This window comes from Pseudomonas sp. AK181, from assembly GCF_051122975.1.
Taxonomy (GTDB): Bacteria; Pseudomonadota; Gammaproteobacteria; order Pseudomonadales; family Pseudomonadaceae; genus Aquipseudomonas; species Aquipseudomonas lactis.
Window position 1 is genome coordinate 4,326,951 of sequence record NZ_CP146348.1, and the last position, 26,445, is coordinate 4,353,395.

General features: G+C 61.5%; 25 protein-coding genes. 11 read left to right on the forward strand and 14 right to left on the reverse strand.

Annotation, left to right across the window (positions count from 1 at the left end):
- Positions 1–37 precede the first annotated feature (37 nt).
- The 3 genes from V8689_RS19700 to V8689_RS19710 form a co-directional block, all read right to left on the reverse strand.
- Complete coding sequence (locus V8689_RS19700) at positions 38–1,216, reverse strand: hypothetical protein (RefSeq protein WP_056786353.1); 1,179 nt, start codon at positions 1,214–1,216, stop codon at positions 38–40.
- A 140-nt stretch (positions 1,217–1,356) separates the two neighbouring features.
- Positions 1,357–2,151, reverse strand: a complete 795-nt coding sequence (locus tag V8689_RS19705) for a substrate-binding periplasmic protein (RefSeq protein WP_056786357.1) — start codon at positions 2,149–2,151, stop codon at positions 1,357–1,359.
- Between the two features lie 92 nt (positions 2,152–2,243).
- Positions 2,244–2,867 (reverse strand): TetR/AcrR family transcriptional regulator, encoded by a 624-nt coding sequence (locus tag V8689_RS19710; protein WP_056786360.1) that lies wholly within the window; start codon positions 2,865–2,867, stop codon positions 2,244–2,246.
- Between the two features lie 153 nt (positions 2,868–3,020).
- Here V8689_RS19710 and V8689_RS19715 point away from each other — a divergent pair, with 153 nt between their 5' ends.
- From V8689_RS19715 to V8689_RS19750, 8 genes are all read left to right on the forward strand, one after another.
- Positions 3,021–4,799 carry an acyclic terpene utilization AtuA family protein gene (locus tag V8689_RS19715; RefSeq protein ID WP_056786364.1) on the forward strand — a complete coding sequence of 593 codons (1,779 nt, stop codon included), beginning with the start codon at positions 3,021–3,023 and terminating at the stop codon, positions 4,797–4,799.
- 12 nt (positions 4,800–4,811) lie between these two features.
- Positions 4,812–5,684 (forward strand): SDR family oxidoreductase, encoded by an 873-nt coding sequence (locus V8689_RS19720; protein ID WP_056786367.1) that lies wholly within the window; start codon positions 4,812–4,814, stop codon positions 5,682–5,684.
- Between the two features lie 4 nt (positions 5,685–5,688).
- Positions 5,689–7,302, forward strand: a complete 1,614-nt coding sequence (atuC, locus tag V8689_RS19725) for a geranyl-CoA carboxylase subunit beta (RefSeq protein ID WP_056786370.1) — start codon at positions 5,689–5,691, stop codon at positions 7,300–7,302.
- Positions 7,303–7,370: 68 nt separating this feature from the next.
- Positions 7,371–8,528 (forward strand): citronellyl-CoA dehydrogenase, encoded by a 1,158-nt coding sequence (gene atuD / locus V8689_RS19730; protein ID WP_056786373.1) that lies wholly within the window; start codon positions 7,371–7,373, stop codon positions 8,526–8,528.
- Positions 8,525–9,286, forward strand: a complete 762-nt coding sequence (locus tag V8689_RS19735; protein WP_056786376.1) for an enoyl-CoA hydratase/isomerase family protein — start codon at positions 8,525–8,527, stop codon at positions 9,284–9,286. Before atuD ends, V8689_RS19735 begins: the two co-directional genes overlap by 4 nt.
- Positions 9,287–9,395: 109 nt before the next feature.
- Entirely contained in the window at positions 9,396–11,279 is a 1,884-nt protein-coding gene (locus V8689_RS19740) for an acetyl-CoA carboxylase biotin carboxylase subunit (protein WP_056786378.1), read from the forward strand.
- A gap of 75 nt (positions 11,280–11,354) precedes the next feature.
- Positions 11,355–11,897, forward strand: a complete 543-nt coding sequence (locus tag V8689_RS19745) for an exonuclease domain-containing protein (protein ID WP_019818536.1) — start codon at positions 11,355–11,357, stop codon at positions 11,895–11,897.
- A 190-nt stretch (positions 11,898–12,087) separates the two neighbouring features.
- A complete protein-coding gene (locus V8689_RS19750) occupies positions 12,088–12,372 on the forward strand; it encodes a pyrimidine/purine nucleoside phosphorylase (RefSeq protein WP_003192883.1) in 285 nt (94 codons plus the stop codon).
- A 49-nt stretch (positions 12,373–12,421) separates the two neighbouring features.
- On the opposite strand, the gene V8689_RS19755 is transcribed toward V8689_RS19750, so the two are convergent.
- Together V8689_RS19755 and V8689_RS19760 are read right to left on the reverse strand one after the other, a co-directional pair.
- A complete protein-coding gene (locus V8689_RS19755; protein WP_056786382.1) occupies positions 12,422–13,228 on the reverse strand; it encodes an MOSC domain-containing protein in 807 nt (268 codons plus the stop codon).
- Between the two features lie 38 nt (positions 13,229–13,266).
- On the reverse strand, positions 13,267–14,202 hold the full coding sequence (locus V8689_RS19760) for a chemotaxis protein CheV (RefSeq protein ID WP_003192887.1): 936 nt from the start codon (positions 14,200–14,202) through the stop codon (positions 13,267–13,269).
- A 546-nt stretch (positions 14,203–14,748) separates the two neighbouring features.
- On the opposite strand from V8689_RS19760, the gene V8689_RS19765 reads away from it, so the two are divergent.
- The 3 genes from V8689_RS19765 to V8689_RS19775 all read left to right on the forward strand — a co-directional run bounded on the left by V8689_RS19765 (position 14,749) and on the right by V8689_RS19775 (position 17,099).
- On the forward strand, positions 14,749–15,192 hold the full coding sequence (locus V8689_RS19765) for a hypothetical protein (protein ID WP_177343005.1): 444 nt from the start codon (positions 14,749–14,751) through the stop codon (positions 15,190–15,192).
- A gap of 357 nt (positions 15,193–15,549) precedes the next feature.
- The gene (locus V8689_RS19770) at positions 15,550–16,443 is read left to right on the forward strand and encodes a sensor histidine kinase (RefSeq protein ID WP_056786386.1); all 894 of its coding nucleotides are present in this window, start codon (positions 15,550–15,552) and stop codon (positions 16,441–16,443) included.
- Positions 16,440–17,099 (forward strand): response regulator, encoded by a 660-nt coding sequence (locus V8689_RS19775; RefSeq protein ID WP_056786389.1) that lies wholly within the window; start codon positions 16,440–16,442, stop codon positions 17,097–17,099. Before V8689_RS19770 ends, V8689_RS19775 begins: the two co-directional genes overlap by 4 nt.
- Here the strand turns inward: V8689_RS19775 and yegS are convergent.
- The 9 genes from yegS to V8689_RS19820 form a co-directional block, all read right to left on the reverse strand.
- Positions 17,058–17,978, reverse strand: a complete 921-nt coding sequence (gene yegS / locus V8689_RS19780) for a lipid kinase YegS (protein WP_056786392.1) — start codon at positions 17,976–17,978, stop codon at positions 17,058–17,060. The genes V8689_RS19775 and yegS overlap by 42 nt on opposite strands.
- A 710-nt stretch (positions 17,979–18,688) precedes the next feature.
- Positions 18,689–19,081, reverse strand: coding sequence for a DUF2802 domain-containing protein (locus V8689_RS19785; RefSeq protein ID WP_056786395.1), 393 nt, complete (start codon positions 19,079–19,081; stop codon positions 18,689–18,691).
- Positions 19,082–19,564, reverse strand: coding sequence for a chemotaxis protein CheW (locus V8689_RS19790; protein ID WP_003192896.1), 483 nt, complete (start codon positions 19,562–19,564; stop codon positions 19,082–19,084).
- Between the two features lie 79 nt (positions 19,565–19,643).
- A complete protein-coding gene (locus tag V8689_RS19795; protein ID WP_056786398.1) occupies positions 19,644–20,435 on the reverse strand; it encodes a CheW domain-containing protein in 792 nt (263 codons plus the stop codon).
- Entirely contained in the window at positions 20,435–21,223 is a 789-nt protein-coding gene (locus V8689_RS19800) for a ParA family protein (protein WP_014719332.1), read from the reverse strand. Before V8689_RS19800 ends, V8689_RS19795 begins: the two co-directional genes overlap by 1 nt.
- A gap of 51 nt (positions 21,224–21,274) precedes the next feature.
- The gene (gene motD / locus V8689_RS19805; protein WP_056786401.1) at positions 21,275–22,162 is read right to left on the reverse strand and encodes a flagellar motor protein MotD; all 888 of its coding nucleotides are present in this window, start codon (positions 22,160–22,162) and stop codon (positions 21,275–21,277) included.
- Positions 22,163–22,313: 151 nt separating this feature from the next.
- Positions 22,314–23,054 carry a flagellar motor protein gene (locus V8689_RS19810; RefSeq protein WP_003192902.1) on the reverse strand — a complete coding sequence of 247 codons (741 nt, stop codon included), beginning with the start codon at positions 23,052–23,054 and terminating at the stop codon, positions 22,314–22,316.
- Entirely contained in the window at positions 23,054–24,184 is a 1,131-nt protein-coding gene (locus V8689_RS19815; protein WP_056786405.1) for a protein-glutamate methylesterase/protein-glutamine glutaminase, read from the reverse strand. The genes V8689_RS19810 and V8689_RS19815 overlap by 1 nt, the downstream gene beginning before the upstream one ends.
- Before the next feature lie 48 nt (positions 24,185–24,232).
- The gene (locus V8689_RS19820; RefSeq protein ID WP_056786407.1) at positions 24,233–26,440 is read right to left on the reverse strand and encodes a chemotaxis protein CheA; all 2,208 of its coding nucleotides are present in this window, start codon (positions 26,438–26,440) and stop codon (positions 24,233–24,235) included.
- Between the last annotated feature and the right edge of the window lie 5 nt (positions 26,441–26,445).

A 26,445-nucleotide genomic window follows, 5' to 3' on the forward strand; every position in this document is an offset into this window, starting at 1 on the left:
CATGGCAGGCTGCCTGTTTTTTACCGACCGCGATATATCAAACCGACATCACCTCTATGTTCCGGAGGTTGAAATCATTTCCCCGTCCCGTCGCTACATGACTATGAATCTTAAGTGTCATGTCCCGCGACGAAGCCGTGAACGGAAACTTGAAATCTACTTGCGTTCTGTCAGGAAACGCTGTGACCGCAGACGTGAACTCGCCAGCACTCAGGGACAACTCTGGAACCGCATAAGAGCTATTGGCTCGCTGAACGGACACTTTGAATTCATACCGCTGCCCCACCACCAGTCGCGAAAAAGCTTTCTCAAGCAATACACCATCTGAGTTGTTGGTATAAGTGTAAAAGTGAGCATACCAATCATCGCCATGACGCTGGATGATCAAGTCTTCGGGCACTTTAATGGCCGAACCTTTTTTCCAACCATTCAAATTTTCAAATGCAAAATCAGTTCCATCAAAGAAAGCACAACACGTCGACTGCCTGATACCTTTCGTGACTACCCGCAACTCTTGAACCGGCTCAACGTTGAGCGAGGGGAACTTATCGTATTTAACCAGAACATGCATATCAAGGGATGACCAGTTGGCCAATTGATTTAAAAAATAACGTGAGATCTGGAATTGGAAGCCATTCGTGACTTCGTACGGTTTCACCTCATAAAGGTTCATCACCTCAAGTGAAACAGATTCTCTATTTTCGTCCGTACCCTCTGCCCGACAGGACACGCGCTGACCGGCTGCAATAAAGGGGTAAGGATCCAGCGTCGCATTTGCATTTCGCGAGAATGTCGCCAAATCCAGATTCTCTCCCATTCCTGCTTCAATCAGATAGACGCCCGGCACATCCACATCACTGGGGGACAACGGCATGATGGTCAAGTCAAGCTCCCTCGATTGACCTAAAAACACCCCACCCCGCTGTACGGTATAAAAAATGTGCACCGTATAACCAATACATAGGCCGATAACTTCCGGGGGAATGAAGAACTCCAAACGCCCCGAATGATTACCCTGTTGAGGAGCAATCACCGGATTGGCCTCCGCCAGGGGCCCCTTGAAATAAACCGTATACGTCTCACTCGGGAACATATCGTCCAATTCAATGACAGCTTTTGCTCCACCTCTTACCAGCAACGGATTCAAGGTCGGTCCTTGAGCATGCTCAACGGAGGGCACTGGATATTCGATTTGCGCGTTAGATGTATTGGCCATGGTAAAAATTCCTATATTGAAACTCGCGAGGTACGAACTTCAAGTCAAAGAGTGGACAACACATACAACCAGACGACCACTGTCAGAACTGACAGTTTTATTGATTAGTCGACAAATGGTATTCAAGCTAAAAACCGACTTTATTGTCCGGGCACCGCCGTCACATCAATTCGATACGGCTCGAAAATCTTCAACATCTGGCCATTATCACGCAGCCCCTTGAGCAACCCGGCAAACGCCGGCCCGGTGATCGGGGCCTTGGGCCGTAGAAGCGCGTAATGGTGATACACCTGGTCAATACGCTCCGACACCAAAAACTGCCCCGCCATGTCCGCGTTGCGCACCATGAAATCACTCAGGTACGAACGGGTAACCAATGCAATATCCGCACGCCCACGAGCAACCATCAGCAGATTACTGTCATGGGAATACGTCAACGTCGCATTGAAACGCTCGGCCATGTTCTTGGGATCAGGATTGAAGTCAGCAAAGGCATAGTGATACCCACTGAACACCGCCAGACGTTTACCGGTAAGGTCGGAAAAATAACTCTGGTCGCGCCCGGGCTGACGCTGAGCAACAAAAATCTCCGCATCTTCCAGCCCCATATCAACGCTGGTATGCGCAATATTCTGCCAACCCCAGGACGGGTTTTCGAAGATCGCCATGTCAACCCGGCCTTGCTCGAAGTCCCGAAAACGCCGGGGGATCGAGGTAGGCACCACCACAAACTGGTAGTCGGTTTGCGCAGCGTTCAACGCCTCGACCAACTGCGGCAGCAACCCGGTGTCGGCCCCTTGTTCGGGGCGTACGGTGTAGGGCGGAAAATGCGCCGCGCCGATTCTCACCAACTGCGCGGCACCGGCCTGCGTCCACGCGGCGGTGCCCAGTGCCCATAAAGTAAGTCCTGCAGCCAGCCGCCATGGCGAAAACATCGAGGCACACACCGTTGAAGAGTTCAATGCCGATAAGCTAGGCGTTTTTACCAGGGGAGACAACTTTCGCCAGAAAATTAATGGCTTGCGCCTCAGTCCGCCTTCAGCACCATCAACAGGGCCTCTTCGGCCAACTCCTCAAGGGTCATGCTGCCTTGGGCGCGAAACCAGGTGGTGGTCCAGGACAAGGCGCCGGTGAGGAAGCGCCGAGTGATAAACACATCGCCCCGGATGTAGCCAGCGGCCTTGGCCTCGCCCAGCACCTGCAACCAGATCTGCTCATACACGTCACGCAGGGCCAGCACATGCGCCTGGCCTTCGGCCGACAGCGAGCGCCATTCGTAGACCAGCACCGCCATGGCCTCGCCACTGCCGCCCATGATCGACTGCAACTCGCAGCGGATCAGCGCCAGCACGCGTTCGCGCACCGTGTTCGCCTCCTCCAGTGAAGCGCGCATCATCGCGGTGTTGTAGAGGATGGTTTCCTCCATCACAGCGCGCAAGATCTCATCCTTGCTCTTGAAGTGATGGAAGATGCTGCCGGACTGAATGCCCACGGCGCTGGCCAGATCTCGCACGGTGGTGCGCTCGAAACCCTTGTTACGAAAAAGATGAGCCGCGGTTTGCAGCAATTTGCCGCGGGCGCTCTCGGGGTCGGTCAATTGGCCACCATCGACCATGGTGCGCATCACCCCCAGGGCTTTGTGCTCATCCATGTTGCTCTCCTTCAGGTCTACTGTGGTCTTGGCCGGCAATTTAGGCCGTGACTGCCACCCAAGCAAGCGCTTGGGTAAAACTTGTGACTAGAGTTTACAAACCAAGCGCTTGCTTGGTAGTCTCGACGCCAGCCCTTGGAGGAAGGATTTCTCATGAGCAAGACGGTACGTATCGGCTGCGCCAGCGCCTTCTGGGGCGACACCTGCACCGCCGCCGCCCAATTGGTGCAGGGCGGCGCCTTGGATTATCTGGTGTTCGATTACCTGGCGGAGGTCACCATGTCGATCCTCGCCGGTGCCCGCCTGAAAGACCCCAAGGCCGGTTACGCCACGGATTTTGTCGAGGTGCTGACCCCCCTGCTGGCGGATATCCAGCGCCAAGGCATCCGGGTGATCAGCAATGCCGGCGGTATCAACCCCCAGGCCTGCGCCGCCGCCCTGCAAGCGGCCTGCGATAACGCGCACATCCCGCTGAAAATCGCCGTGTTGCTCGGCGACGACCTGCACCCTCAACTCAAACACCTGCCGCCTGTCACCGACATGTTCAACGGCGCCCCTCTGCCGCCGCTGTGCGTGTCCGCCAATGCCTACCTCGGCGCACCGGGCATTGCCCAGGCGTTGGAGCTCGGCGCCGACATTGTCATCACCGGCCGGGTGGTCGACAGCGCAGTGGTCAGCGCGGCACTGGTGCATGAGTTCAACTGGTCGTGGCAGGACTACGATCACCTCGCCCAAGCCGCCCTGGCCGGGCATATCATCGAGTGCGGCGCCCAGTGCACCGGCGGTAACTTCACCGACTGGCGTGACGTGCCCGACTACGAACACATCGGTTTCCCTATCGTCGAAGTCAGCGCCGACGGCCAGTTCACCGTCAACAAGGTCGAAGGCAGCGGCGGCCTGATCAGCGAACTCAGCGTGGCCGAACAACTGCTATATGAAATCGGTGACCCGCGCGCCTATGTGCTGCCGGACGTGATCTGCGATTTCAGCCAGGTCAAACTGCAGCAACAAGGCAAACATGCGGTGCGCCTGCACGGCGCCAAGGGCCTGCCACCCACCGATCAGTACAAGGTCAGCGCCACCTACCCCGATGGTTTTCGCTGCACTGCCAGCTGCCTGATCGCCGGCATCGACGCGGTGGCCAAGGCCGAGCGGGTCAGCCAGGCGCTTATCAACAAAACCTCGGAGCTGTTCAGCCAGCGCGGCTGGGCGCCCTACACCGACGTCAACATCGAACTGCTCGGCAGCGAAGCCACCTACGGCGCCCATGCCCGGCGTGCGGATTGCCGTGAAGTGGTGGTGAAGCTGGCGGTGCGGCACCCGAGCAAGCAGGCGCTGGTGCTGTTCGCCCGCGAGATCGCCCAGGCGGCCACCGGCATGGCCCCGGGGTTGACCGGCATTGTTGGCGGACGGCCGACGGTGTATCCGCTGATCCGGCTGTTTTCGTTCCTGGTCGACAAATCATTGTGTAGCGTCGCCATCGAGTACCAAGGCCAACGCCATGCCGTTGAGCTGCCCGCCTGCGCGCCCCTGCTCACGCCCGCTGCGCCCATCGAGCCGACCAAGCCTCAGGGCCGTGCCGACGCCAGCGTGCCGCTGGTCAAACTCGCCGTGGCGCGCTCCGGTGACAAGGGCAACCACAGCAATATCGGCGTGATCGCCCGCCACCCGGACTACCTGCCGTGGATCGCCGAAGCCCTGACGCCGGAGGTGATCGTCGACTGGATGGACCACGTGCTCGACCCGATCCATGGCCGCGTCGAACGCTGGTACTTGCCCGGCAGCCACAGCCTCAACTTCCTGCTGGAGAACGCCCTGGGCGGTGGCGGCATCGCCAGTCTGCGCATCGACCCTCAAGGCAAGGCCTTCGCCCAGCAACTGCTGGAAATCCCCATCGCCGTACCGCAGCACATTGCCGATCAACTCAGCTAAAGGACCGTCGCCGTGGCCTTCGATTCGATCTTCAAAGCCGACCTGTTCCAGGGGCACACCCTGATTGTCACCGGTGGCGGCAGTGGCATTGGCCGCTGCACCGCCCATGAACTGGCGGCCCTTGGCGCCCGCGTGATCCTGGTGGGGCGCAAGCCGGACAAGTTGCAGCAGGTAGCCCAGGAAATTACCGAAGACGGCGGCGTCGCCCATTGGCAGGCCTGTGATATCCGCGATGAAGAGGCGGTGAAGGCACTGGTCACGCACGTTCTGCACGACCACGGCCCCATCCATGGCCTGGTGAATAACGCCGGTGGCCAATACCCGTCGCCACTGGCCGCGATCAACCAGAAGGGCTTTGAAACCGTGCTGCGCACCAACCTGGTGGGCGGTTTCCTGATGGCGCGGGAAGTGTTCAACCAGTCGATGAGCAAGCACGGCGGCGCAATCGTCAACATGCTCGCCGACATGTGGGGCGGCATGCCCGGCATGGGCCACTCCGGCGCGGCGCGCTCCGGCATGGACAACTTCACCAAGACCGCCGCGTTTGAGTGGGGCTATGCCGGGGTGCGCGTCAACGCCGTGGCGCCTGGCTGGATCGCCTCCAGCGGCATGGACACCTACGAAGGCGCGTTCAAGGCGGTGATTCCCACCCTGCGTGAGCATGTACCGCTCAAGCGCATCGGCACCGAGTCGGAAGTCAGCGCGGCCATCGTCTTCCTGCTCAGCCCGGCTGCGGCCTTTATCAGCGGCAGCACCCTGCGCATCGACGGCGCCGCGAGCCTGGGCAGCCGCGCATGGCCGCTGCACAAGGCGCAGGCGCCGAGCGAGCCGTTCAATGGGTTCCACCGCGCCTACCTGCCTGATGTGCTCAAGGCGGAGCAATAACGCCATGCCAGTCATTGAAACCCTGATCGACCCCAACAGCCCAGCGTTCGCGCAAAACCGCGAAGCCATGCTGGCGTCCATCGCCCAGTTGCGCCAGCTGGAACACACCCTGCTGGCCAAAGCCCAGGAAGCCAAGCCCAAGTTCGACAAGCGCGGGCAATTGCTGCCCCGTGAGCGCCTCAACCTGCTGCTGGACCCCGGCGCGCCGTTCCTGGAGCTGGCCAGCCTGGCTGGCTACAAACTCCACGACGACAAAGACGGCAGCGCCGCCGGTGGCGGGCTGATCGCCGGCATCGGCTATGTCAGCGGCGTGCGCATGCTGGTGGTGGCCAATAACAGCGCGATCAAAGGCGGCACCATTTCCCCCTCCGGGCTGAAGAAATCCCTGCGCCTGCAACAGATCGCCATGGAGAACAAACTGCCGGTGGTGACCCTCGCCGAAAGCGGCGGCGCCAACCTCAACTACGCCGCCGAAATTTTCGTCGAAGGCGCGCGCAGCTTTGCCAACCAGGCGCGCATGTCGGCCATGGGCTTGCCGCAGATCACCGTGGTACACGGCTCGGCCACAGCCGGCGGTGCGTATCAGCCGGGCTTGTCGGATTACGTGGTGGTGGTGCGCGGCAAGGCCAAGCTGTTTCTCGCCGGACCACCGTTGCTCAAGGCCGCCACCGGCGAAATCGCCACCGATGAAGAACTGGGTGGCGCGCAGATGCACGCGCAAACCGCCGGCACCGCTGAGTACCTGGCACAAGACGATGCCGATGGCGTGCGCATTGTGCGTGAAATTGTAGGCCTGCTGCCCTGGAATGACCGCTTGCCGCACGCGCCACAACGCGCCTATCGCGAACCGCTGTACCCGATTGAAGAGCTGTTGGGGCTGATCCCCGAAGACCCGAAAAAACCCTACGACGTGCGCGAGATCCTGGCGCGCCTGGCCGACGGTTCCAACCTGCTGGAATTCAAGGGCGAGTTCGACCCCCACACCGTCTGCGCCCATCTGCATATCCAGGGGCGCGCCGTGGGAGTGATCGGCAATAACGGCCCCATCACCCCAAAGGGCGCGAGCAAGGCCGCGCAGTTTATCCAGCTGTGCGACCAAAGCCGCACGCCGCTGCTGTTTTTGCACAACACCACCGGTTTCATGGTGGGCACCGAGTCGGAACAGCAAGGGGTGATCAAGCACGGCGCGAAGATGATCCAGGCGGTGGCCAATGCCCGCGTGCCTAAACTCACCATCGTGGTCGGGGGTTCCTACGGTGCCGGCAACTACGCGATGTGCGGCCGCGGCCTGGACCCGCGCTTTATCTTCGCCTGGCCCAACAGCCGTACTGCGGTGATGGGCGGCGCACAGGCCGGCAAAGTGCTGCGGATTGTCACCGAGGCCAAGCAACTCAAGGACGGCCTGGTGCCCGACCCCAAGGTGCTCGACATGCTTGAACAGGTCACCGCGCAGAAACTCGACAGCCAGTCCACCGCCCTCTACGGCAGCGCCAACCTGTGGGACGACGGGCTGATTGATCCACGGGACACCCGCACCTTGCTCGGGTTTTTGCTGGATATCTGTCACGAAGCCGAACTGCGGCAACTGCAACCGAACACCTTCGGCGTAGCGCGCTGATCGTTCCCACGCTCCGCGTGGTAACGCCAACCAGGACGCTCCGCGTCCCAACCGGGAGAACAACAAAAATGATCTTCACCCAGGAACACCAGGAACTGCGCCGCACCGTGCGCGCCTTCGTCGACCGCGAGATCAACCCGCACGTGGATGAATGGGAAAAAGCCGGGCGCTTTCCCATTCACGAGATCTTCCGCAAGGCCGGCGACCTCGGCCTGCTGGGTATTTCCAAACCAGAAAAATTCGGCGGCATGGGCCTGGACTACAGCTATTCCATCGTCGCCGCCGAAGAGTTCGGCACCATCCGCTGCGGCGGCATCCCCATGTCCATCGGCGTACAGACCGACATGTGCACCCCGGCCCTGGCGCGCTTCGGCTCCGATGAGCTGCGCGAGGAGTTCCTGCGCCCAGCCATCAGCGGCGAACAGGTCGGCTGCATCGGCGTCTCGGAAACCGGTGCCGGCTCCGACGTGGCCGGGCTCAAGACACATGCGCGCAAGGATGGCGACGACTATGTGATCAACGGCAGCAAGATGTGGATCACCAATTCGCCCAGCGCCGACTTCATCTGCCTGCTGGCCAACACCTCGGACGACAAGCCGCATATCAACAAGTCGCTGATCATGGTGCCGATGAACAGCCCCGGCATCAGCATCAGCCCGCCCCTGGAAAAACTCGGCATGCACAGCTCCGAGACCGCCCAGGTGTTTTTCGACGGCGTGCGCGTGCCGCAACGCAACCGCATCGGCCACGAAGGCGCTGGCTTCATGATGCAGATGTTGCAGTTCCAGGAAGAACGCCTGTTCGGCGCGGCGAATATGATCAAGGGCCTGGAGTACTGCATCGACAGCACCATCGAGTACTGCAAGGAGCGCCAGACCTTCGGCAAGGCGCTGATCGACAACCAAGTGATCCACTTTCGCCTGGCGGAACTGGCCACCGAAATCGAATGCCTGCGCGCCTTGGTCTACCAGGCCACCGAGCAGTACATCAAGGGCCAGGACGTCACGCGGCTGGCCTCCATGGCCAAGCTCAAGGCCGGGCGGCTGGGCCGTGAGGTCAGCGACAGTTGCCTGCAATATTGGGGCGGCATGGGTTTCATGTGGGACAACCCAGTGGCCCGCGCCTATCGCGACGTGCGCCTGGTGTCGATTGGCGGCGGTGCCGACGAAATCATGCTGGGCATCATCTGCAAACTGATGGGCACCCTGCCCGGTAAAAAGCCATGAATACCTTGCTACTCGAAGCCCATAACGGCGTGCTGCACATCACCCTCAACCGCCCCGAATGCCGCAATGCGATGAGCCTTGAAATGGTCAATGAACTGCGTGCGGTACTGGCGCAGTTGGACAGCCAAGTGCGTGCCGTGGTGATCAGCGGCGCGGGCGGGCATTTTTGCGCGGGGGCCGATGTGAAGGATCTGGTTGGCGCCGGGGGTCAGTTGCAAGCATTGAACCGTGCGTTTGGCACCTTGTTACAAGAGGTGGAGGGGCTGGCGCAGGTGGTGATCGTGGTGCTGCAAGGCGCAGTGCTGGGCGGTGGGTTCGGGCTGGCGTGCGTGAGTGATATTGCGATTGCAGCGGGCCAGGCGCAGTTCGGCTTGCCCGAGACCCGCCTGGGGTTGCTGCCGGCGCAGATTGCGCCGTTTGTGGTCAAGCGTATTGGCCTTACCCACACGCGGCGCTTGGCGCTGACGGCGGCGCGGTTTGATGGGGTGGAGGCTGGGCGGCTGGGCGTGGTGCATTTTGTCGAGCACGACTCGCAGGCATTGGCGCAGCGGGTGGATGAGGTGTTGGGACAGGTGTTGCAGTGTGCGCCGGGGGCGAATGCGCGGACCAAGGCCTTGTTGTTGGCCAGTGTGGATGAGCCGCTTGAGACCGTGCTGGATCGCGGGGCGCAGTGGTTTGCCGAGGCGGTGAGAAGTGAGGAAGGGGTTGAGGGGACGCAGGCGTTTGTGCAGAAGCGAAAGCCGAGTTGGTCTGGATGACGCCATCGCAGGCAAGCCAGCTCCCACAGGGGAACACATTTCAAATGTGGGAGCTGGCTTGCCTGCGAAGAGGCCCCAACACACGCCACATTCATCAAGGGATAACCCAATGCCCGCATTCACCAAGATCCTGATCGCCAACCGCGGCGAAATCGCCTGCCGCATCCAGCGCACCGCCCAGGCCCTGGGCTACCGCACCGTGGCCGTCTACAGCGACGCGGATAGCGATGCCCTGCACGTGCAGATGGCCGACGAAGCCGTACATATCGGCCCGGCGCCCGTCCACCAGTCCTACCTGAACACACAGGCCATCCTCGCCGCCGCCCAACTGACCGGCGCCGACGCCATTCACCCCGGCTACGGCTTCCTCTCGGAAAACCCTGACTTCGCCCGCGCCTGCCAACAGGCCACTCTCACCTTCATCGGCCCCAGCGTCGAGGCGATCGAACTGATGGGCAGCAAACGCCTGTCCAAACTCGCCATGCTCGACGCCGGCGTACCTTGCATCGCCGGCTACCAAGGCAGTGCCCAGGACGATGCCACCCTGCAACAGGAAGCCGAACGCATCGGCTTCCCCCTGATGATCAAGGCCAGCGCCGGTGGCGGCGGGCGTGGCATGCGCCTGGTGCACCAGCGCGAACAGTTGCTGGAGCAATTGCGCACCGCACGCTCGGAAGCCATGAATGCGTTCGGCAGCGACGAACTGATCCTCGAACAGGCGCTGATCGACCCGCGCCACGTGGAAGTGCAACTGTTCGGCGACCGCCATGGCAACCTCATCTACCTCGGCGAGCGCGACTGTTCTATCCAGCGCCGTCATCAGAAAGTCATCGAAGAAGCGCCCTGCCCCGTGATGACGCCCGAACTGCGCCAGGCCATGGGCGAGGCCGCGCTCAAGGCCGGGCGGGCAGTGAATTATGTGGGCGCCGGCACCGTGGAGTTTCTGCTCGACCGCAACGGCCAGTTCTATTTCCTGGAAATGAACACGCGCCTGCAAGTGGAGCACCCCGTCACCGAGATGATCACCGGCCTCGACCTGGTGGACTGGCAGTTGCAGATCGCCGCCGGGCAAGCGCTGCCACTCACCCAATCACAGGTGACCCTGACCGGCCACGCCATGGAAGTGCGCCTGTACGCCGAAGACCCGGCCCAGGGCTTCCTGCCGCAAACCGGTGACGTGTTGCGCTGGGAACCCGCCCCCGGCGTGCGCATCGACCATGGCTTGCGTGAAGGCCAAACCATCAGCCCGTTCTACGATCCGATGCTGGGCAAGATCATCGCCCACGGCACCAGCCGCGAAGAAGCCCGGCGGAAATTGCTGCGAGCCGTAGAAGACACAGTGTTACTCGGCGTAGCGACCAACCAGCGCTTGCTCGTCGACCTGCTCAAGCACCCAGACTTTATCGCCGGCGACTTCAGCACGGGCTTGATCGCCGAACACTTCAGCGTCATCCCACAGCACACGGCGAGCGCTGAACAACTCTCGCTGGCCGCCGCGCTGTTTTATCAACACAGCGCCAACCAGCACTCACACGTCCTCGCGCGCTGGCGCAACACGGCGAGTGCCCCGGTGACGTACCGCCTGGAGATCAACGGCCAACTCCATAGCGTGACCATTGACGACCTTCCACTCACCACCGACGGTCGCCACGCCACCTTTGTCATCAAGGGGGTTCGCCGCCGCATCGCCTATCACCTGGACGGCAACCGGCTATGGCTACCAGGGCTGACCGTCACCGACCGCACCCAGCAAGTCGCCAGCCGCCCGGCCGACGCCAGCAGTGGCACGGTCCAGGCGCCCATGGACGGCGCCATCGTGGATTTACGGGTGTGCGTCGGTGAGAGCGTCAGCAAAGGCCAGCTTTTGCTGGTGCTCGAAGCGATGAAAATGGAGCACCCGTTGAAGGCCGGTATCGATGGCACGGTCAAGGAACTGCGCGTCGTGACGGGCGATCAGGTGCGCAACCGCCAGGTTTTGCTGGAGATCGAATAACGCCCCTAGGCGGAACTACAGGGCCGGGCTACGCTCTATCCCCATCAGGAAGGGACGAGTACGGGAACCTGCACCATGCCTCATTGGCTGATTATTGACCTTGAAGCCACAACGGATGACGGCGGCTGGCCCGTGACGGAGATGGAAGTCATCGAGATCGGCGCGAGCCTGGTCAACCGCCAGGGCCGTGAACTGGACCACTTCCAGCGCTTTGTGCGGCCACTGCGGCGGCCCTTGCTGACGCCCTTTTGCCGCAAACTCACCCATATCACCCAGGCCAATATCGACATGGCCGCGCCGATCACCGAGGTGTGGCCGCTGTTCGAGCGCTGGCTGGGCCAACATCAGCCACGCCTGGAAGGCTGGGCCAGCTGGGGGGATTATGACCGCGTGCAGCTTGAGCTGGAGTGGCAGCGCCACGGCCTCGCCAGCGCCCTGGGCGACACCCCGCATGTGAACCTCAAGCAACGCTTTGCCAAGGCCCGGCGCCTGGACAAACCGCTGGGGCTCAATGGGGCGCTGCAACTGGCCGGGATGCAGTTCAATGGCCAGCAGCATCGCGCCCTGGAGGATGCACGCAATACTGCGCGCCTGCTGCCCTTGATTTTGCCGGTCTAGGCAGCGCTTGCAGCCTTGGGCATACTGGCCAACCATTTTCCTGCTGCCCTGCAGGAGCGAGCTTGCTCGCGAAGATCGCCAACGATAACGCAGCGCTTCTGGTTAAACGCGGTGTTCTCAGGTTTTTCGCGAGCAAGCTCGCTCCTACAGTGGTTGGCGTAAGCCTTGATCTTTTTCCGAGGATTCACCCATGTTCAAAGTCAACGAGTACTTCGACGGCACCGTCAAGTCGATCGCTTTCGGCACCGCAGAAGGGCCGGCGACCATCGGCGTGATGGCTCCGGGTGAATACGAATTCGGCACCGCCCAACGCGAAATCATGCACGTGGTCTCCGGCGCCCTGACCGTGAAGCTGCCTGAGAGCAGCGACTGGGAAACCTTCGCCGCCGGCAGCCAGTTCCACGTCCCGGCCAACAGCAAGTTCCAGTTGAAGGTCGCGGTGGACACCGCTTACCTGTGCGAATACCGCGGCTAAGCGGTACCCGCCCCACAAAAAAGCCCGTCTCCCACGAGACGGGCTTTTTTTATTCCAGCACCGTTACCGGCATGCCGACTTCCAGGCGCCCAATGCCATCGTTGACCAGGTTCTGGCCGAACATCGCGCCCTTTTCGGTCTTGCGGTAAGTTTCCAGCGTGGCGAAGGGCTCGCGGTCGGGGCTGCGTTCGCCGGTCTGGGGGTCGATGGTGGTGAGGATGCACCGCGAGCACGGCTTGACCACCCGAAATTCCACGTCGCCGATGCGCACGCGCTTCCAGCCATCTTCGGCGAAGGCCTCGGCGCCTTCGATGACGAGGTTGGGACGAAAACGCAGCATCTCCATCGGGCGGCCGATCTTCGTACACAGGTCGTCGAGGGAGCCCTGGCCGATCAACAGCAAGGGGTAGCCGTCAGCGAAGCCGACCTTGTCGTCATCCTTGCCATACCCGGCTTCGGTGGTGCGCGCTCGTTCCAGGGGCAGTTGCACCAGGCGCGTCGGCTTGCCGATGAACTCGCTGACCCAGGCCGCAGCCTCATCGCCAGCATCCGGCACGCGCAGGGTGTCACGCCAGATGGTCACACCGCGCAGTTCGCTGGCGCTGCCCGGCAATGCCACGTCTAACGGCGCGTAGCCCGGCGAACTCAGGGTCAAGCCCCCGCTGCTGTTCCACAACGCGATGAGCTGGCTCATCTTCGCCACCGCCCGTTGCGTCAGAAACCGCCCGCTGGCTTCATCCACCAGCATCCAGCGTCGATCCCCGTTCAACCCGAGTTTATCCAGGCCAATCTGCTGCAAGGCTTCGGCCTTGCCGGACTTCAAGGGGTAACGGTACAACGCGCTGAGACGCAGCATGGGCCTGCCTTCCTAGGAAACAAAGTGTCATCCTAAAGTCAGGCGGGCATTTCGTCCAACATCAGACGCTGACGCACCACGTCCACCAGCTTGTCCGGCTGGAATTTGGAGAGGAAATTGTCGCAGCCGACCTTCTTGACCATCGAGTCGTTGAAGCTGCCCGACAACGAGGTGTGCATCACCACATAGAGGCCACGCAGGCGCGGGTCGTTGCGGATCTCGGTGGTGAGACGGTAGCCATCCATTTCGGGCATTTCGGCGTCGGTGAAGATCATCAATAGTTTGTCGGTCATCACCTGGCCGCTGTCGGCCCAGGCCTTGAGCATGTTCAGCGCCTTAAGGCCGTCGCTGGCAATGTGCATCTTCACGCCCAACTGGCCCAGGGTGTCACGCAACTGCGACAAGGCCACGTTGGAATCATCCACCAGCAGCACTTCGCGGCCACGGGCACGCTCCAGCACCGGGTCTTCAAGTTTGTCCCGGGAGACCTTGGCGTTGTAGGGCACGATCTCGGCGAGGACTTTTTCCACGTCGATGATTTCCACCAGTTGCTCATCGACCTTGCTGATGGCCGTGAGGTAGTGCTGGCGACCGGCGCTGGTCGGCGGCGGCAGGATGGCTTCCCAGTTCATGTTGACGATGCGGTCCACGCCACCCACCAGGAACGCCTGCACCGAGCGGTTGTACTCGGTGACGATAATGGTGCTGTTAGGGCCCGGCACCAAAGGCCGCATGCCGATGGCCTGGGACAGGTCGATCACCGGCAGGGTCTGGCCACGCAGGTTGACCACGCCGCACACAAAGGGATGGCGCTGGGGCATCAGGGTCAGCTTGGGCAGTTGCAGCACTTCCTGCACCTTGAACACGTTAATCGCGAACAACTGCCGCCCGAAGAGGCGGAACATGAGAATTTCCAGGCGATTCTCACCCACCAATTGCGTGCGTTGATCTACCGTGTCGAGAATGCCGGCCATTGAAAGCTCCTGGTGTACACGCAGGTGTGCGCTGAGGGGTGTGCGGTTCGTATAGGCGGTTATCGGCGGCAAGCGCCAAACCTTGACCCTGTTAAAATGCCACGCAAACACATTGATGTCACACTGACATCATGCTTTACTGCATTCACCCTTCAGAACGCTTACAACGACCCCGCACGACACTCGAATCGGCGCGCGGTTCCCCCTTGTAAGGGATTCCCCTATGCGCAATCGGGTCCAACCTGATATTCGCGATATCTAATAGCCATTAATGTGACGCCATTCTCATTGCATGAATGGAGTCAGGCTTTTGTTTGCCAACCCAAGCCCTTGGTCTACGGGCCTTTCAGGCACTCACGTATCGGCAACTGAAGTTGCGTCATCTCGCATAACAGCGGCTAAAGGCGGCATTCGTGAGCTTTTCAATAAACGTCCTACTGGATTATCGGAAGCAGCCTACACGCCCCAGTCGTATTTCAGCGCTAGTTTTAAGCCATTCACCCGGTGCGACATCTCATCACCCGACCTTAAGTTGTGGAGACTTGCATGATGAATAGCGCGAACGAATGGCAAACCGCACTTCCCGAGTTTTTGCTGGAAGCCGAAATGCTGCTGGCCAAGTCCGAGGAATGCCTGAACCACCTGCATTTGATCCGCAATGACAGCGACGCCATCGACTGCATGAAAACCAGCCTGGCCAAACTGGCTGAAAAGGCCGACGGCCTGGCCCTGCAGGCGATCAGCGAATTCTCCCGGCATATTCAATACCTGATCGCCAATGCCGTGAGCCCGGTGCAACTGCATGACCAAGCCCTGGATGCGTTGCACGACTGCCTGACATTGCTGGCCTGGCAACTGGAGCTGATTGATATCCGTACTGGGGAACTGGGCCTGGATGACAGCGAGCAAACTTCGCTGATTGCCACGGTGACCTCGCAGATTCCGCAGAAAGACTACGGCCACCAGCCGCGTTTACAGCAGAGGTCTTAAAGCAAAAAAGGTCGTATTTAATATCAGGGTTATCTAAAAACGACCGTTGACGTCAACTATGAAAGCTCTTTCAGAGCCTGAAGAATATCAATTAGCCAGCACCTTAAAAGTTGTACAAATCAGGCTAACTAATACAACTCAATAGCGCTGGCCGGGCTGCCAGGGCATTTACGTGGTTAATATATCGACCGAGGAATATGCCAGGCGACCAACGGTAACAGGGGTGGTACCATGCCCCGCTCGAAATGAAGCAACTTCATTATGGATAACCACGATCCGGCACCGCACGCTCGACAGAGCCCAGTCAACCGCCGTGACCGGTCTTCGCGCAGTGAACCCTCATTGGCTCCATCCGCTATGTACGTCAGCCTCAAGTCACTCATCGCAAGGTTCGTGTCCCGCCACCCTGCGCGCAGCCTCATCCTTGCCCTGTGCCTGTGCTCACTGCTGGTCAGCCTATGGGTTTACCTGCAAGGCGCGCCGTTGCCGTTAGTGATTGTGTTGCTCAACCTGGCCACGTTGGCGGTGGTAGCCCGGCACCAGTGGCGCTCGCGCAACGCCATCAAGTTTCAGCCCCAGGAACTGGCCGACCGCTTGCTGCAAGTCCAGGAAAACGAACGCCACCGCCTCAGCCGCGAACTGCACGATGACATCGGCCAACTGCTGACCGCCGCCAAGCTGCAAAGCGAATGGCTGCAGCGTCGCCTGCCCCAAGACCTGCAAAGCCATTGCTCGGTGCTGTGCAACACCCTCAATGAAACCCTGGCCAAGGTGCGCGACGTGTCCGCCATCCTCAACCCTCGCCAATTGGCAAGCCTGGGGCTGGAAGCGAGCCTGCGCGCGCACCTGCTCAAGACCCTGGAAAATACCCAGGTGTGCTGGAGCCTGGAGTGCCAGCAACGGCTCACCGGCATTCCCGAAGAAATGGCCGTGGCGGCCTTTCGCATCACCCAGGAAGCGGTCACCAACATGCTGCGCCATGCCAACGCGCACAACCTGCTGGTGCGCCTGCAACGCTTGCCTGAAGGGCTGTCGCTGATGATCTGCGATGACGGCCAAGGCTTCGAACCTGCCGCCGACCCCGCCAAGGTAGGCCAACGGGGCATGGCCGGCATGTGCGAACGGGCCCTTCAGTTGGGTGGCACCTTGTCCGTCAGCAGCCAGCCGGGCAAGGGCGCACGCATCCACGCACTTTTCCCCTGGGCACCCCGCGCCCTCGAACGGGCCAGTGCCCATAAGGTTCTGCAGTGATCTGCAATTTGCTTCTGGTCGATGACCATGCCTTGATTCGCGCCGGCGTGCGCGCACTGATCCTGGATATCCCCGGCTACGCCGTGGTGGGCGAGGCCAGCGATGGCGCGCAACTGCTTGAGGCATTCAGCGCCCTGCAGCCCGACATTGTGCTGCTGGACCTGTCGATGAAACACACCGGCGGCCTGGATGCCTTGCAGCAACTCAAGCGCGCCTACCCCAAGTGCAAGGTGCTGATCCTGTCGATGCACACCGACCCCGAGATGATCATGCGCGCCCTGGAGTCTGGCGCCCACGGCTACCTGCTCAAGGACACCACCGCCAACGAACTGGAACACGCCCTGCAAGCGCTGCGTAACAACGAACGCTACCTGAGCCCCGCCATTGCCCACACGGTGATCAATCAGGCGCTGGTCCGCAGCCAGGGCCCGAGCACGCCAGTCGCCCACAGCCACAACCTGACGGCGCGGCAACTGGAGATCCTGCGCTTGATCGTGCGCGGCAAATCCACCCGGGAAATTGCCCACGGCCTGGGCCTGAGCATCAAGACCGTCGAAGCCCACCGCTCGCAGATCATGAAGCGCTTGCAGATTTTTGACGTGGCGGGCCTGGTGTTATTTGCCGTGCGTGAGCAGATCATCAGCCTGGACGACTAACGGCGAACCCAGCGGCAAGTGCACGCGCAGGGCCTTGGGCAGCACCTCGAAATGCAAGTCGTCGCCCTCCAGCGGCTCACCGTCGAGGTTGATGTACAAGCCTTGCGCCACCTTGATCTTCACCCACGGCAGGCGTGCGCGCACAAACATGGTGTCCAGGCCCCAGCCGTTGTTCATCAACTCACGCAACGTGCCAACCACTTCCTGCGGCGCCGGCAGAATGCTGACATCCAGCAGCCCGTCATCAGCCAATGCACCAGGGCACAACACATGCCCACCACCGGCCTGGCGACCGTTGCCGATGCCCAGCGCGAGCAACTCGCCTTTCCAGTGGAAATCCGGACCTTCCAACTCACCGTAAGCGGCTTTCAATTCACTGAAGCGGGTTAAACCAGTAAACAGATAGGCGGCGCCGCCCAGGACCTTCTTCAGGTCTTCGGAGGTGTTGGCCGTGACCTGGCTGCCAAAACCACCGGTGGCCATGTTCAGAAAGATTTGCCCACCCACCTGGCCAAGGTCGATGGCCCTGGGCGGTACGTCCAGCAAGGCCAAGGCACCAGCCGGTTCCAACGGCACGCCGGCCGCCTTGGCGAAATCATTGGCGGTGCCCAAGGGCATCAGCACCAGGCTGGCATCAGTGTTGGCATGGGCCATGGCTTCAGCCACATCGCGCAGGGTGCCGTCGCCACCGCCGGCAATGATATGGGTGTAGCCCGCGGCCAAGGCTTCATTGACCAGGCGCTGAGCATCGCCGCCCTCCCACGTCACCCGCACGGCCAACTCCCCACCCTGCTCCCGCCGCGCCAGCACGGCAGCGCGCACATCCTCGTTGAGGGCTTGTTTGCCGTGGAGGATCAACAGGGCTTTGGGGGCGGTCATTTGAGGGAATCTCCTGGGTCAAGGTGCATGAAGGATGTTGACCCTTGGGGAACAGGAAAAGTCTGTGGGCTGAAGAAAATTGATTGAAGCACACAGATCAAACTGTGGGAGCTGGCTTGCCTGCGATGGCGGCGGCTCAATCGACAAACATCTCAAACCTGCCACCCAAAGGTAACCACGATGCGAAGCGAGCCGCTCTTGATCTGCTTTTGATCTTGATCTTAAGCGCCCCGTCAAACCACGCTGGCCGGAATTCGACAGGGATTTGGGGGGTAAACCGGCAGGGATGCCGGTTTAGCCGCCCCGCGCCATGGATGGCGCGTGGCGGCGCCCCCCCAAATCACTGGCGGATTACGGGCACACCGAGCCTGGGCGAGGTGCCGAGTGGTGGGGCAAGAGCCCTTTTGGTTACTTTTGGGGCTCTTTTCCAAAAGTGACCCGCTGTCAGAGCGGAACCCTAAGTGGCCGTTACCGCAGCAATGGATATGTACACAATCCAACTGTGTTGACTGTCAGGCCGCCTTCGCGAGCAAGCCCGCACAGTTGGATCGTGGGGTGTCAGGTAGAGAAGTGTCGGCTGGTAGGTCGTCATCGCAGGCAAGCCAGCTCCCACAGTTGGATTGTGGGGTGTCAGGTAGATATGGGGCGGCTGGCGGGCCGTCATCGCAGGCAAGCCAGCTCCCACATGAACCAAGCAAGCCCAGCCCCAATCAGCTCTTGTGCAACTTGCTCATCAACTGCGCCTCAGCCTGAGTCAACCCACACGACTGGGTCAACTCATCCACCGTCGCCCCCATGCCAACCAGCTTGGCCGCCTGGGCAAACGACAGGTTCGACGGATCACGCTGCTCCAACTGCACCAACCTGTCCGGCAACGGCGCAAGAATCGCACGCAGTTCATGCACCTCATCCCCCACCCGCACCGCACTTTGCTGGAAATGATCAACGCGCTTGACCAGTTCCAGAATGCGCCGGTCACGCACCGCATCGCGCTCGGCCTGTTGCAAGGCCAACTCCCGCTGCTGGCGCACATAGCGCAGCACAAACGCCAAGGTCCCGGCCCACAACAGGGCCAGGACAATCACCGCTGCCTCAAGGAACAATCAGATGCTCTCCAGTTCCGACCACTCTTCTTCGCTCATCATCTTGTCCAGCTCAACCAGAATCAGCAGTTCGCCGTTCTTGTTGCACACGCCCTGGATGAACTTGGCCGACTCTTCGTTACCGACGTTCGGTGCGGTTTCCACTTCCGATTGGCGCAGGTAAACCACCTCGGCCACGCTGTCGACCAGGATGCCGACCACTTGCTTGTCGGCCTCGATGATCACGATACGGGTGTTGTCGCTGACTTCAACCGTGTCCAGGCCGAACCGCTGACGGGTGTCGATCACCGTCACCACGTTGCCGCGCAGGTTGATGATGCCCAGCACATAGCTTGGCGCACCTGGAACCGGCGCGATCTCGGTGTAGCGCAGCACTTCCTGCACGCGCATCACGTTAATGCCGTAGGTTTCGTTGTCCAGCTTGAAGGTCACCCATTGCAGGATCGGATCATCCAAACCTTGTGCGGACGCTGACTTGTTCATTCATCTGACCCCTTCAAATGCCGCTATCGACGGCGTGTGTGCAAGTGGGCCGCGCAACCGCACGGCCCTTATTGTTCAATCAACTGCGTTTGTTCTGCGGCATTGCCTTCACCGCACCGCTGGCGATCAACTCGGCCAGCTCGGCGACATCCAGCAACGCGCACATGTGTTCGATCACAGTGCCCGCCAACCACGGCCGCTGGCCACGGTGGCTGCGCCATTTGATTTCATTGGGGTCCAGGCGCAACGAGCGGCTGACTTGATGCACTGCCAGCCCCCACTCGTAGCCCTGCACCGAGATCACGTATTGCAGGCCCTGGCGAAAATCATCGCGGTAGCGGTCGGGCATCACCCAGCGCGCCGTGTCCAGCACCTTGAGGTTGCCGGCCTGGCTGGGAAGGATGCCGAGGAACCACTCTGGCTGCCCGAACAACGGCGTCAGCTCCTGGCCTTCCAGGGAATAGATCGAGCCCAGGCACACCAGCGGCACCGCCAGGGTCAACCCGGCTACGTCGAACAGCAGGCACTCGAACGGCTCGGCAGCCCACGAAGGGCGACCGTCGCCCGTCACCGGCGGCGGCGTGATGCTGGGCGGCAGGTGCACATCCACCAGCGGTTCGACCACCGGCGGCGCCACCACGGCCGGGGCGCTCGGCACTACGACGGGCGCCTCCACCACCTGCGCGTCACGCGCCTGCTCTTCCATCACCGCCTGCTGGAATTCATCCAGCGGGCTGTCGGGCTCGACAGCAGGCTCAAGTACCAGAATCGGTTCTGGCATCTCTTCGGCCGTCGCATCCTGCAGCAAGGCATCCAGGTAGGATTCCAGTGCCAGTTGCGGCCGGGTCTTGAATTGGACAGGACGGTTCATCACGCCACCTGCGCCACAAGCTGTTGCGACAGCAGGTGCTTGAGCAACGCACGGTAGGCCAGCACGCCACGGCTCTTGCCGTCGAACTGCGACGGTGTGAGCCCGGCACGGCTGGCGTCACGCAGGCGCGTGTCCACCGGGATGTAGCCATTCCAGATGGTGTCCGGGTAGGCATCGCGCAACACGCGCAAGGTACCGAGGGACGCCTGGGTGCGACGGTCGAACAAGGTGGGCACGATGCTGAACGGCAGCGCTTGCTTGCGCGAGCGGTTGATCATCGCCAGGGTGCTGACCATGCGCTCAAGGCCCTTGACCGCCAGGTGCTCGGTCTGCACCGGGATCACCAATTGCTGGCTGGCCGCCAACGCGTTGACCATCAGCACGCCGAGCAACGGCGGGCTGTCGATGATCGCGTAGTCGAAGTCCTGCCACAGTTGCGCCAGGGTCTTGGCGATCACCAGGCCCAGGCCGCTCTGGCCCGGCGACTGGCGCTCCAGGGTGGCCAGGGCGGTGCTCGACGGCAGCAGGGAAATACTCTCGTTGCTGGTGGGCAACAGCAGTTGCCCAGGCAGATCCGCCGGCACACTGCCCTTGTGCAAAAACAAGTCATAGCAGCTGTGTTCCAGCGCATCCGGGTCGTAGCCGAAATAGCTGGTCATGGAACCGTGGGGGTCCAGGTCCACCACGACCACACGCTTGCCCGCTTCGGCCAGCAAGCCGGCCAAGGCGATGGAAGTGGTGGTCTTGCCGACTCCACCCTTTTGATTGGCAACTGCCCAGACTCTCATTCGGTTGGTTCCTCCCGGCGGGCACAGGCGCGACCGAGACATTGCATACGGTTATTGAGCCGGCGACGGAGAATTGACGTTACTCGGTCGGACCGGCGGCTTGACAACGGGCGGTGCAGTTTGTGTGCCAGCACGCTTCAACGCCGCATCCGGGGTGGCATTGGCGGTGCCGGTTCCGGTCAGGCTGCGACGCACATCCAGGTTGCGCGAGACCACCAGCACCACCCGGCGGTTACGGGCGCGGCCTTCCACCGTGGCGTTATTGGCCACCGGCTGGAATTCACCATAGCCCACCGATGCCAGGCGCTGGGGGTTCACACCCTGCATGGCCAACATGCGCACGATGCTCGACGCGCGGGCCGAGGACAGTTCCCAGTTGGTCGGGTACTGCGCAGTGCTGATGGGGAAATTGTCGGTGAAGCCTTCCACGTGGATCGGGTTTTCAAACGGCTTGAGGATCGCCGCCACCTTGTCGATGATCGTGAACGCCTGGTCACTGGGCAACGCATCGGCACTGGCGAACAACAGACTGGAGTTCAGCTCAATCTCCACCCACAACTCATTGCCGCGCACGGTCATCTGGTTGGAGCTGATCAGGTCGCCAAAGGCGGCACTGATATCGTCGGCGATGCTTTTGAGCGGGTCGCTGGTGCCGCCGATACCGGCGGCGGTTTCATCACTGTCGTTGACCAGGGGCTTGGCCGGGGTCACGGTCTTGGGCCGCTCTTCGCCGATGGGGATCGGCTTGAGCGCCCGCTCGGAATCGTTGAATACACCCACCAGCGCCTGGGAAATGATCTTGTACTTGCCTTCGTTGATCGACGAGATCGAGTACATCACCACGAAAAACGCGAACAGCAAGGTGATGAAGTCCGCGTAGGACACCAGCCAGCGCTCATGATTGACGTGTTCTTCAGGCTCGCGACGGCGACGGCTCACAGGCACTCCCCTCCACACACCCACCCCACTGTAGGAGCGAGCTTGCTCGCGAAAAACGTCAATACAGACGCGGGCATTCTGGATGCACGCGGCGCTCTCAGGTTCTTCGCGAGCAAGCTCGCTCCTACGGGGGGGCGGGTGCTCATGTGCATCAATCCATGAAGCCCTGAAGCTTCAATTCGATGGAGCGCGGGTTTTCGCCTTCGGCAATCGACAGAATGCCTTCAAGCAGCATTTCGCGATAACGCGACTGACGCATGGCAATCGACTTGAGCTTGCTGGCCACCGGCAGCAACACCAGGTTGGCACTGGCCACGCCGTAGATGGTGGCGACAAACGCCACGGCAATGCCGCTGCCCAGTTGCGAAGGGTCGGCCAGGTTGCCCATCACATGGATCAGGCCCATCACCGCACCGATAATGCCGATGGTCGGCGCGTAGCCGCCCATGCTTTCAAAGACTTTGGCCGCATTGATGTCACGGCTTTCCTGGGTGTAGAAATCCACTTCGAGGATGCTGCGGATCGCTTCCGGCTCGGCGCCATCGACCAACAGTTGCAGGCCCTTGCGCGCGTAGCTGTCAGGCTCGGCATCGGCCACGCCTTCCAGGCCCAGCAGGCCTTCCTTGCGGGCGGTGAGGCTCCAATTGACCACGCGGTCGATGCCGCCGGCCAGGTCGACCCGTGGCGGAAAAATGATCCACACCAGAATCTGCATGGCACGCTTGAACGAGCTCAGGGGCGACTGCAACAACGCCGCGCCCACGGTGCCGCCGATCACGATCAGCGCTGCCGGGCCGTTGGCCAAGGCGCCGAGGTGGCCGCCTTCCAGGTAGTTGCCACCAATGATGGCGACAAACGCCATGGTGATGCCGATCAGGCTCAACACATCCATCAGAGGCAGGCCTCCACCAAGTGCTTGCCGATGTCGTCCAGGCTGTAGACCGCATCGGCCAGGTCAGCCTTGACGATCGCCATGGGCATGCCATAGATCACGCAACTGGCTTCATCCTGGGCCCAGATGGCGCTGCCGCCCTGCTTGAGCAGGCGCGCACCTTCACGGCCATCGGCGCCCATGCCGGTGAGCACCACCGCCAGAACTTTGTCGCCGTAGGACTTGGCTGCAGAACCGAAGGTGATGTCCACGCACGGCTTGTAGTTCAGGCGCTCATCGCCCGGCAGGATTTTGATCGCGCCACGCCCATCCACCATCATCTGCTTGCCACCCGGCGCCAGCAGTGCCAGGCCAGGGCGCAGGATGTCGCCATCCTCGGCTTCCTTGACGGTGATGCGGCACAGCTTGTCCAGGCGCTCGGCGAACGCCTTGGTGAACGCAGCCGGCATGTGTTGCACCAGCACAATCGGCGCCGGGAAGTTGGCCGGCAGTTGGGTCAACACCCGCTGCAAGGCCACCGGGCCGCCAGTGGAGGTGCCGATGGCGACCAGCTTGTAAGCCTTGCGCTTGGGCGCCGGCGAATGGGCACTCGGCGTTGCGGCGGCACGTACCGGCGCTGCCGCAGGCCGGGCCACGGGCGCAGGCGCCGGGCGCGCAAACGAGGAGGTCGGCGCCGCTGCTACGGGCGCAGGCGTGGGGGCTGGCGCGGGTGTGCTGAACAGGCTGCGACGGTTACTGCGGGAAATGCTGTGCACCTTCTCGCACAGCATCTGCTTGACCTTGTCGGGGTTGCGCGAGATGTCTTCGAAATTCTTCGGCAAAAAATCCACCGCGCCGGCATCCAAGGCGTCGAGGGTCACCCGCGCGCCTTCGTGAGTCAGCGAGGAAAACATCAATACCGGTGTGGGGCAGCGTTGCATGATGTGGCGCACGGCCGTGATGCCATCCATCATCGGCATCTCGTAGTCCATGGTGATCACGTCTGGCTTCAAGGCAATGGCTTGATCGATCGCCTCTTTGCCGTTAGTGGCCGTACCGACCACCTGGATCGTTGGATCAGCGGAAAGAATTTCCGAGACGCGGCGGCGGAAGAAACCCGAATCGTCCACCACCAGGACCTTGACTGCCATAAACACTCCGTTAGGCGGGGCGGGCATGACCGCCCTGCCCCACCAGAATCAAATACGCCGTGCGGCGTAACGCTTGAGCATGCTCGGAACATCGAGAATCAGTGCGATGCGACCGTCACCGGTAATGGTTGCGCCCGACATGCCTGGGGTGCCCTGCAGCATCTTGCCCAAAGGCTTGATCACCACTTCTTCCTGGCCCACCAGTTGGTCAACCACAAAGCCGATGCGCTGGGTGCCCACGGACAGAATCACCACATGGCCTTCGCGCTGTTCTTCATGGGCAGCCGAGGCCACCAGCCAACGCTTGAGGTAGAACAGCGGCAACGCCTTGTCGCGCACGATCACCACTTCCTGGCCGTCCACCACGTTGGTGCGCGACAGGTCGAGGTGGAAGATCTCGTTGACGTTGACCAGCGGGAAGGCGAACGCCTGGTTGCCCAGCATCACCATCAGGGTCGGCATGATCGCCAGGGTCAACGGCACCTTGATGACGATCTTGGAGCCCTGGCCCTTGGTCGAGTAGATATTGATCGAGCCGTTGAGCTGGCTGATCTTGGTCTTCACCACGTCCATGCCCACGCCACGCCCGGACACGTCGGATATCTCGGTCTTGGTCGAAAAGCCCGGGGCGAAGATCAGGTTGTAGCACTCGGTGTCGGTCAGGCGGTCGGCGGCGTCCTTGTCCATCACGCCGCGCTTGACCGCGATATTGCGCAAGATGGTCGGGTCCATGCCTTTGCCGTCATCGGTGATCGACAGCAGGATGTGGTCGCCCTCTTGCTCCGCCGCCAAAATCACTTTGCCGTTGCGGGACTTACCGGCGGCTTCGCGTTCTTCCGGGGTTTCTACGCCGTGGTCGACCGCGTTGCGCACCAAGTGGACCAGCGGGTCGGCCAGGGCCTCGACAAGGTTTTTGTCGAGGTCGGTTTCTTCGCCCACCAGTTCCAGGTTGATTTCTTTCTTGAGCTGGCGTGCCAGGTCGCGAACCAGACGCGGGAAACGACCGAAGACTTTCTTGATCGGCTGCATCCGCGTTTTCATCACCGCGGTTTGCAGGTCGGCGGTGACCACGTCGAGGTTCGACACGGCCTTCTGCATGGCTTCGTCGCCGCTGTTCAGGCCCAGGCGCACCAGGCGGTTACGCACCAGCACCAGTTCGCCCACCATGTTCATGATGTCGTCCAGGCGCGCGGTATCTACGCGCACGGTGGTTTCGGCTTCGCTGGCGGGCTTTTCCGCTGCTGCCGGCGCCGCTGCACGCGCAGGGGCCGGGGCGGCGGCAGGTGCAGGCTTGGCAGCCGGCGCAGGTTTGGCAGCAACCGGTGCCGCAGTGGCAGCGGCTGGCGCTGCAACCGGGGCGGCAGCGGCCGGGGCCACTTCGCTGAACTTGCCTTTGCCGTGCAACTCGTCGAGCAGGGCTTCGAATTCGTGATCAGAGATCAGCCCGTCGCCGGCCGGTGCGGCACTGGCCGCTGGCGCAGCGGCGGCCGTGGCAGCAACCTCGGGCAGGGCTTCGGCCACAAAGGTGCCTTTGCCATGCAATTGGTCGAGCAGTGCCTCGAATTCGTCGTCGGTAATGTCGGTGCTGGCGTTGGCAGCGGGCGCTTCTGGCGCTGCGGCAGGCGGTGCCACGGCATCTGCTGCGAACTGGCCTTTGCCGTGCAACTGGTCGAGCAACGACTCGAACTCGGCGTCGGTAATGTCTTCACTGCTCGGCGTCGCGACAGGCTGCACCGGCGATTCCGCTTGGGCCTTGACCGCGCTGAGGGAGTTGAGCAGTTGTTCGAACTCGCTGTCGGTCACGTCCGGCTCGGCTTGCGCCACCGGCTCCGGCGCGGCCTCGACCACCGGCGCAGCCGCGGTGTCGGCAGGTTCGGCCAGGCGCGCCAGGGCGGCCAGCAGTTCCGGCGTGGCGGCAGTGATCGGTGCACGTTCACGCACCTGGCTGAACATGCCGTTGACCGCATCCAGTGCTTCGAGAATTACGTCCATCAGTTCCGAGTCGACGTGACGCTCACCCTTGCGCAGGATGTCGAAAACGTTCTCGGCGATGTGACAGCACTCCACCAGCTCATGGAGCTGGAGGAAGCCGGCGCCCCCTTTTACAGTGTGAAAACCGCGAAAAATTGCATTGAGCAGGTTCGCATCATCCGGTCGGCTTTCCAGCTCGACCAGTTGTTCGGACAGTTGCTCTAGAATTTCGCCGGCCTCTACAAGGAAATCCTGAAGGATTTCTTCATCGGCGCCGAAGCTCATGTGGG

Bases quoted from the DNA above. Each gene is read 5' to 3' on its own strand.
- V8689_RS19770 (WP_056786386.1), top strand. From the start codon at position 15,550: ATGTACGTCAGCCTCAAGTCACTCATCGCAAGGTTCGTGTCCCGCCAC.
- V8689_RS19810 (WP_003192902.1), bottom strand. From the start codon at position 23,054: ATGGATGTGTTGAGCCTGATCGGCATCACCATGGCGTTTGTCGCCATC.
- atuD (WP_056786373.1), top strand. From the start codon at position 7,371: ATGATCTTCACCCAGGAACACCAGGAACTGCGCCGCACCGTGCGCGCC.
- V8689_RS19740 (WP_056786378.1), top strand. From the start codon at position 9,396: ATGCCCGCATTCACCAAGATCCTGATCGCCAACCGCGGCGAAATCGCC.
- V8689_RS19715 (WP_056786364.1), top strand. From the start codon at position 3,021: ATGAGCAAGACGGTACGTATCGGCTGCGCCAGCGCCTTCTGGGGCGAC.
- V8689_RS19705 (WP_056786357.1), bottom strand. From the start codon at position 2,151: ATGTTTTCGCCATGGCGGCTGGCTGCAGGACTTACTTTATGGGCACTG.
- V8689_RS19815 (WP_056786405.1), bottom strand. From the start codon at position 24,184: ATGGCAGTCAAGGTCCTGGTGGTGGACGATTCGGGTTTCTTCCGCCGC.
- V8689_RS19750 (WP_003192883.1), top strand. From the start codon at position 12,088: ATGTTCAAAGTCAACGAGTACTTCGACGGCACCGTCAAGTCGATCGCT.
- V8689_RS19755 (WP_056786382.1), bottom strand. From the start codon at position 13,228: ATGCTGCGTCTCAGCGCGTTGTACCGTTACCCCTTGAAGTCCGGCAAG.
- atuC (WP_056786370.1), top strand. From the start codon at position 5,689: ATGCCAGTCATTGAAACCCTGATCGACCCCAACAGCCCAGCGTTCGCG.
- V8689_RS19790 (WP_003192896.1), bottom strand. From the start codon at position 19,564: ATGAACAAGTCAGCGTCCGCACAAGGTTTGGATGATCCGATCCTGCAA.
- V8689_RS19700 (WP_056786353.1), bottom strand. From the start codon at position 1,216: ATGGCCAATACATCTAACGCGCAAATCGAATATCCAGTGCCCTCCGTT.
- V8689_RS19800 (WP_014719332.1), bottom strand. From the start codon at position 21,223: ATGAGAGTCTGGGCAGTTGCCAATCAAAAGGGTGGAGTCGGCAAGACC.
- V8689_RS19710 (WP_056786360.1), bottom strand. From the start codon at position 2,867: ATGGATGAGCACAAAGCCCTGGGGGTGATGCGCACCATGGTCGATGGT.
- V8689_RS19765 (WP_177343005.1), top strand. From the start codon at position 14,749: ATGATGAATAGCGCGAACGAATGGCAAACCGCACTTCCCGAGTTTTTG.
- yegS (WP_056786392.1), bottom strand. From the start codon at position 17,978: ATGACCGCCCCCAAAGCCCTGTTGATCCTCCACGGCAAACAAGCCCTC.
- V8689_RS19795 (WP_056786398.1), bottom strand. From the start codon at position 20,435: ATGAACCGTCCTGTCCAATTCAAGACCCGGCCGCAACTGGCACTGGAA.
- V8689_RS19735 (WP_056786376.1), top strand. From the start codon at position 8,525: ATGAATACCTTGCTACTCGAAGCCCATAACGGCGTGCTGCACATCACC.
- V8689_RS19745 (WP_019818536.1), top strand. From the start codon at position 11,355: ATGCCTCATTGGCTGATTATTGACCTTGAAGCCACAACGGATGACGGC.
- V8689_RS19760 (WP_003192887.1), bottom strand. From the start codon at position 14,202: ATGGCCGGCATTCTCGACACGGTAGATCAACGCACGCAATTGGTGGGT.
- V8689_RS19820 (WP_056786407.1), bottom strand. From the start codon at position 26,440: ATGAGCTTCGGCGCCGATGAAGAAATCCTTCAGGATTTCCTTGTAGAG.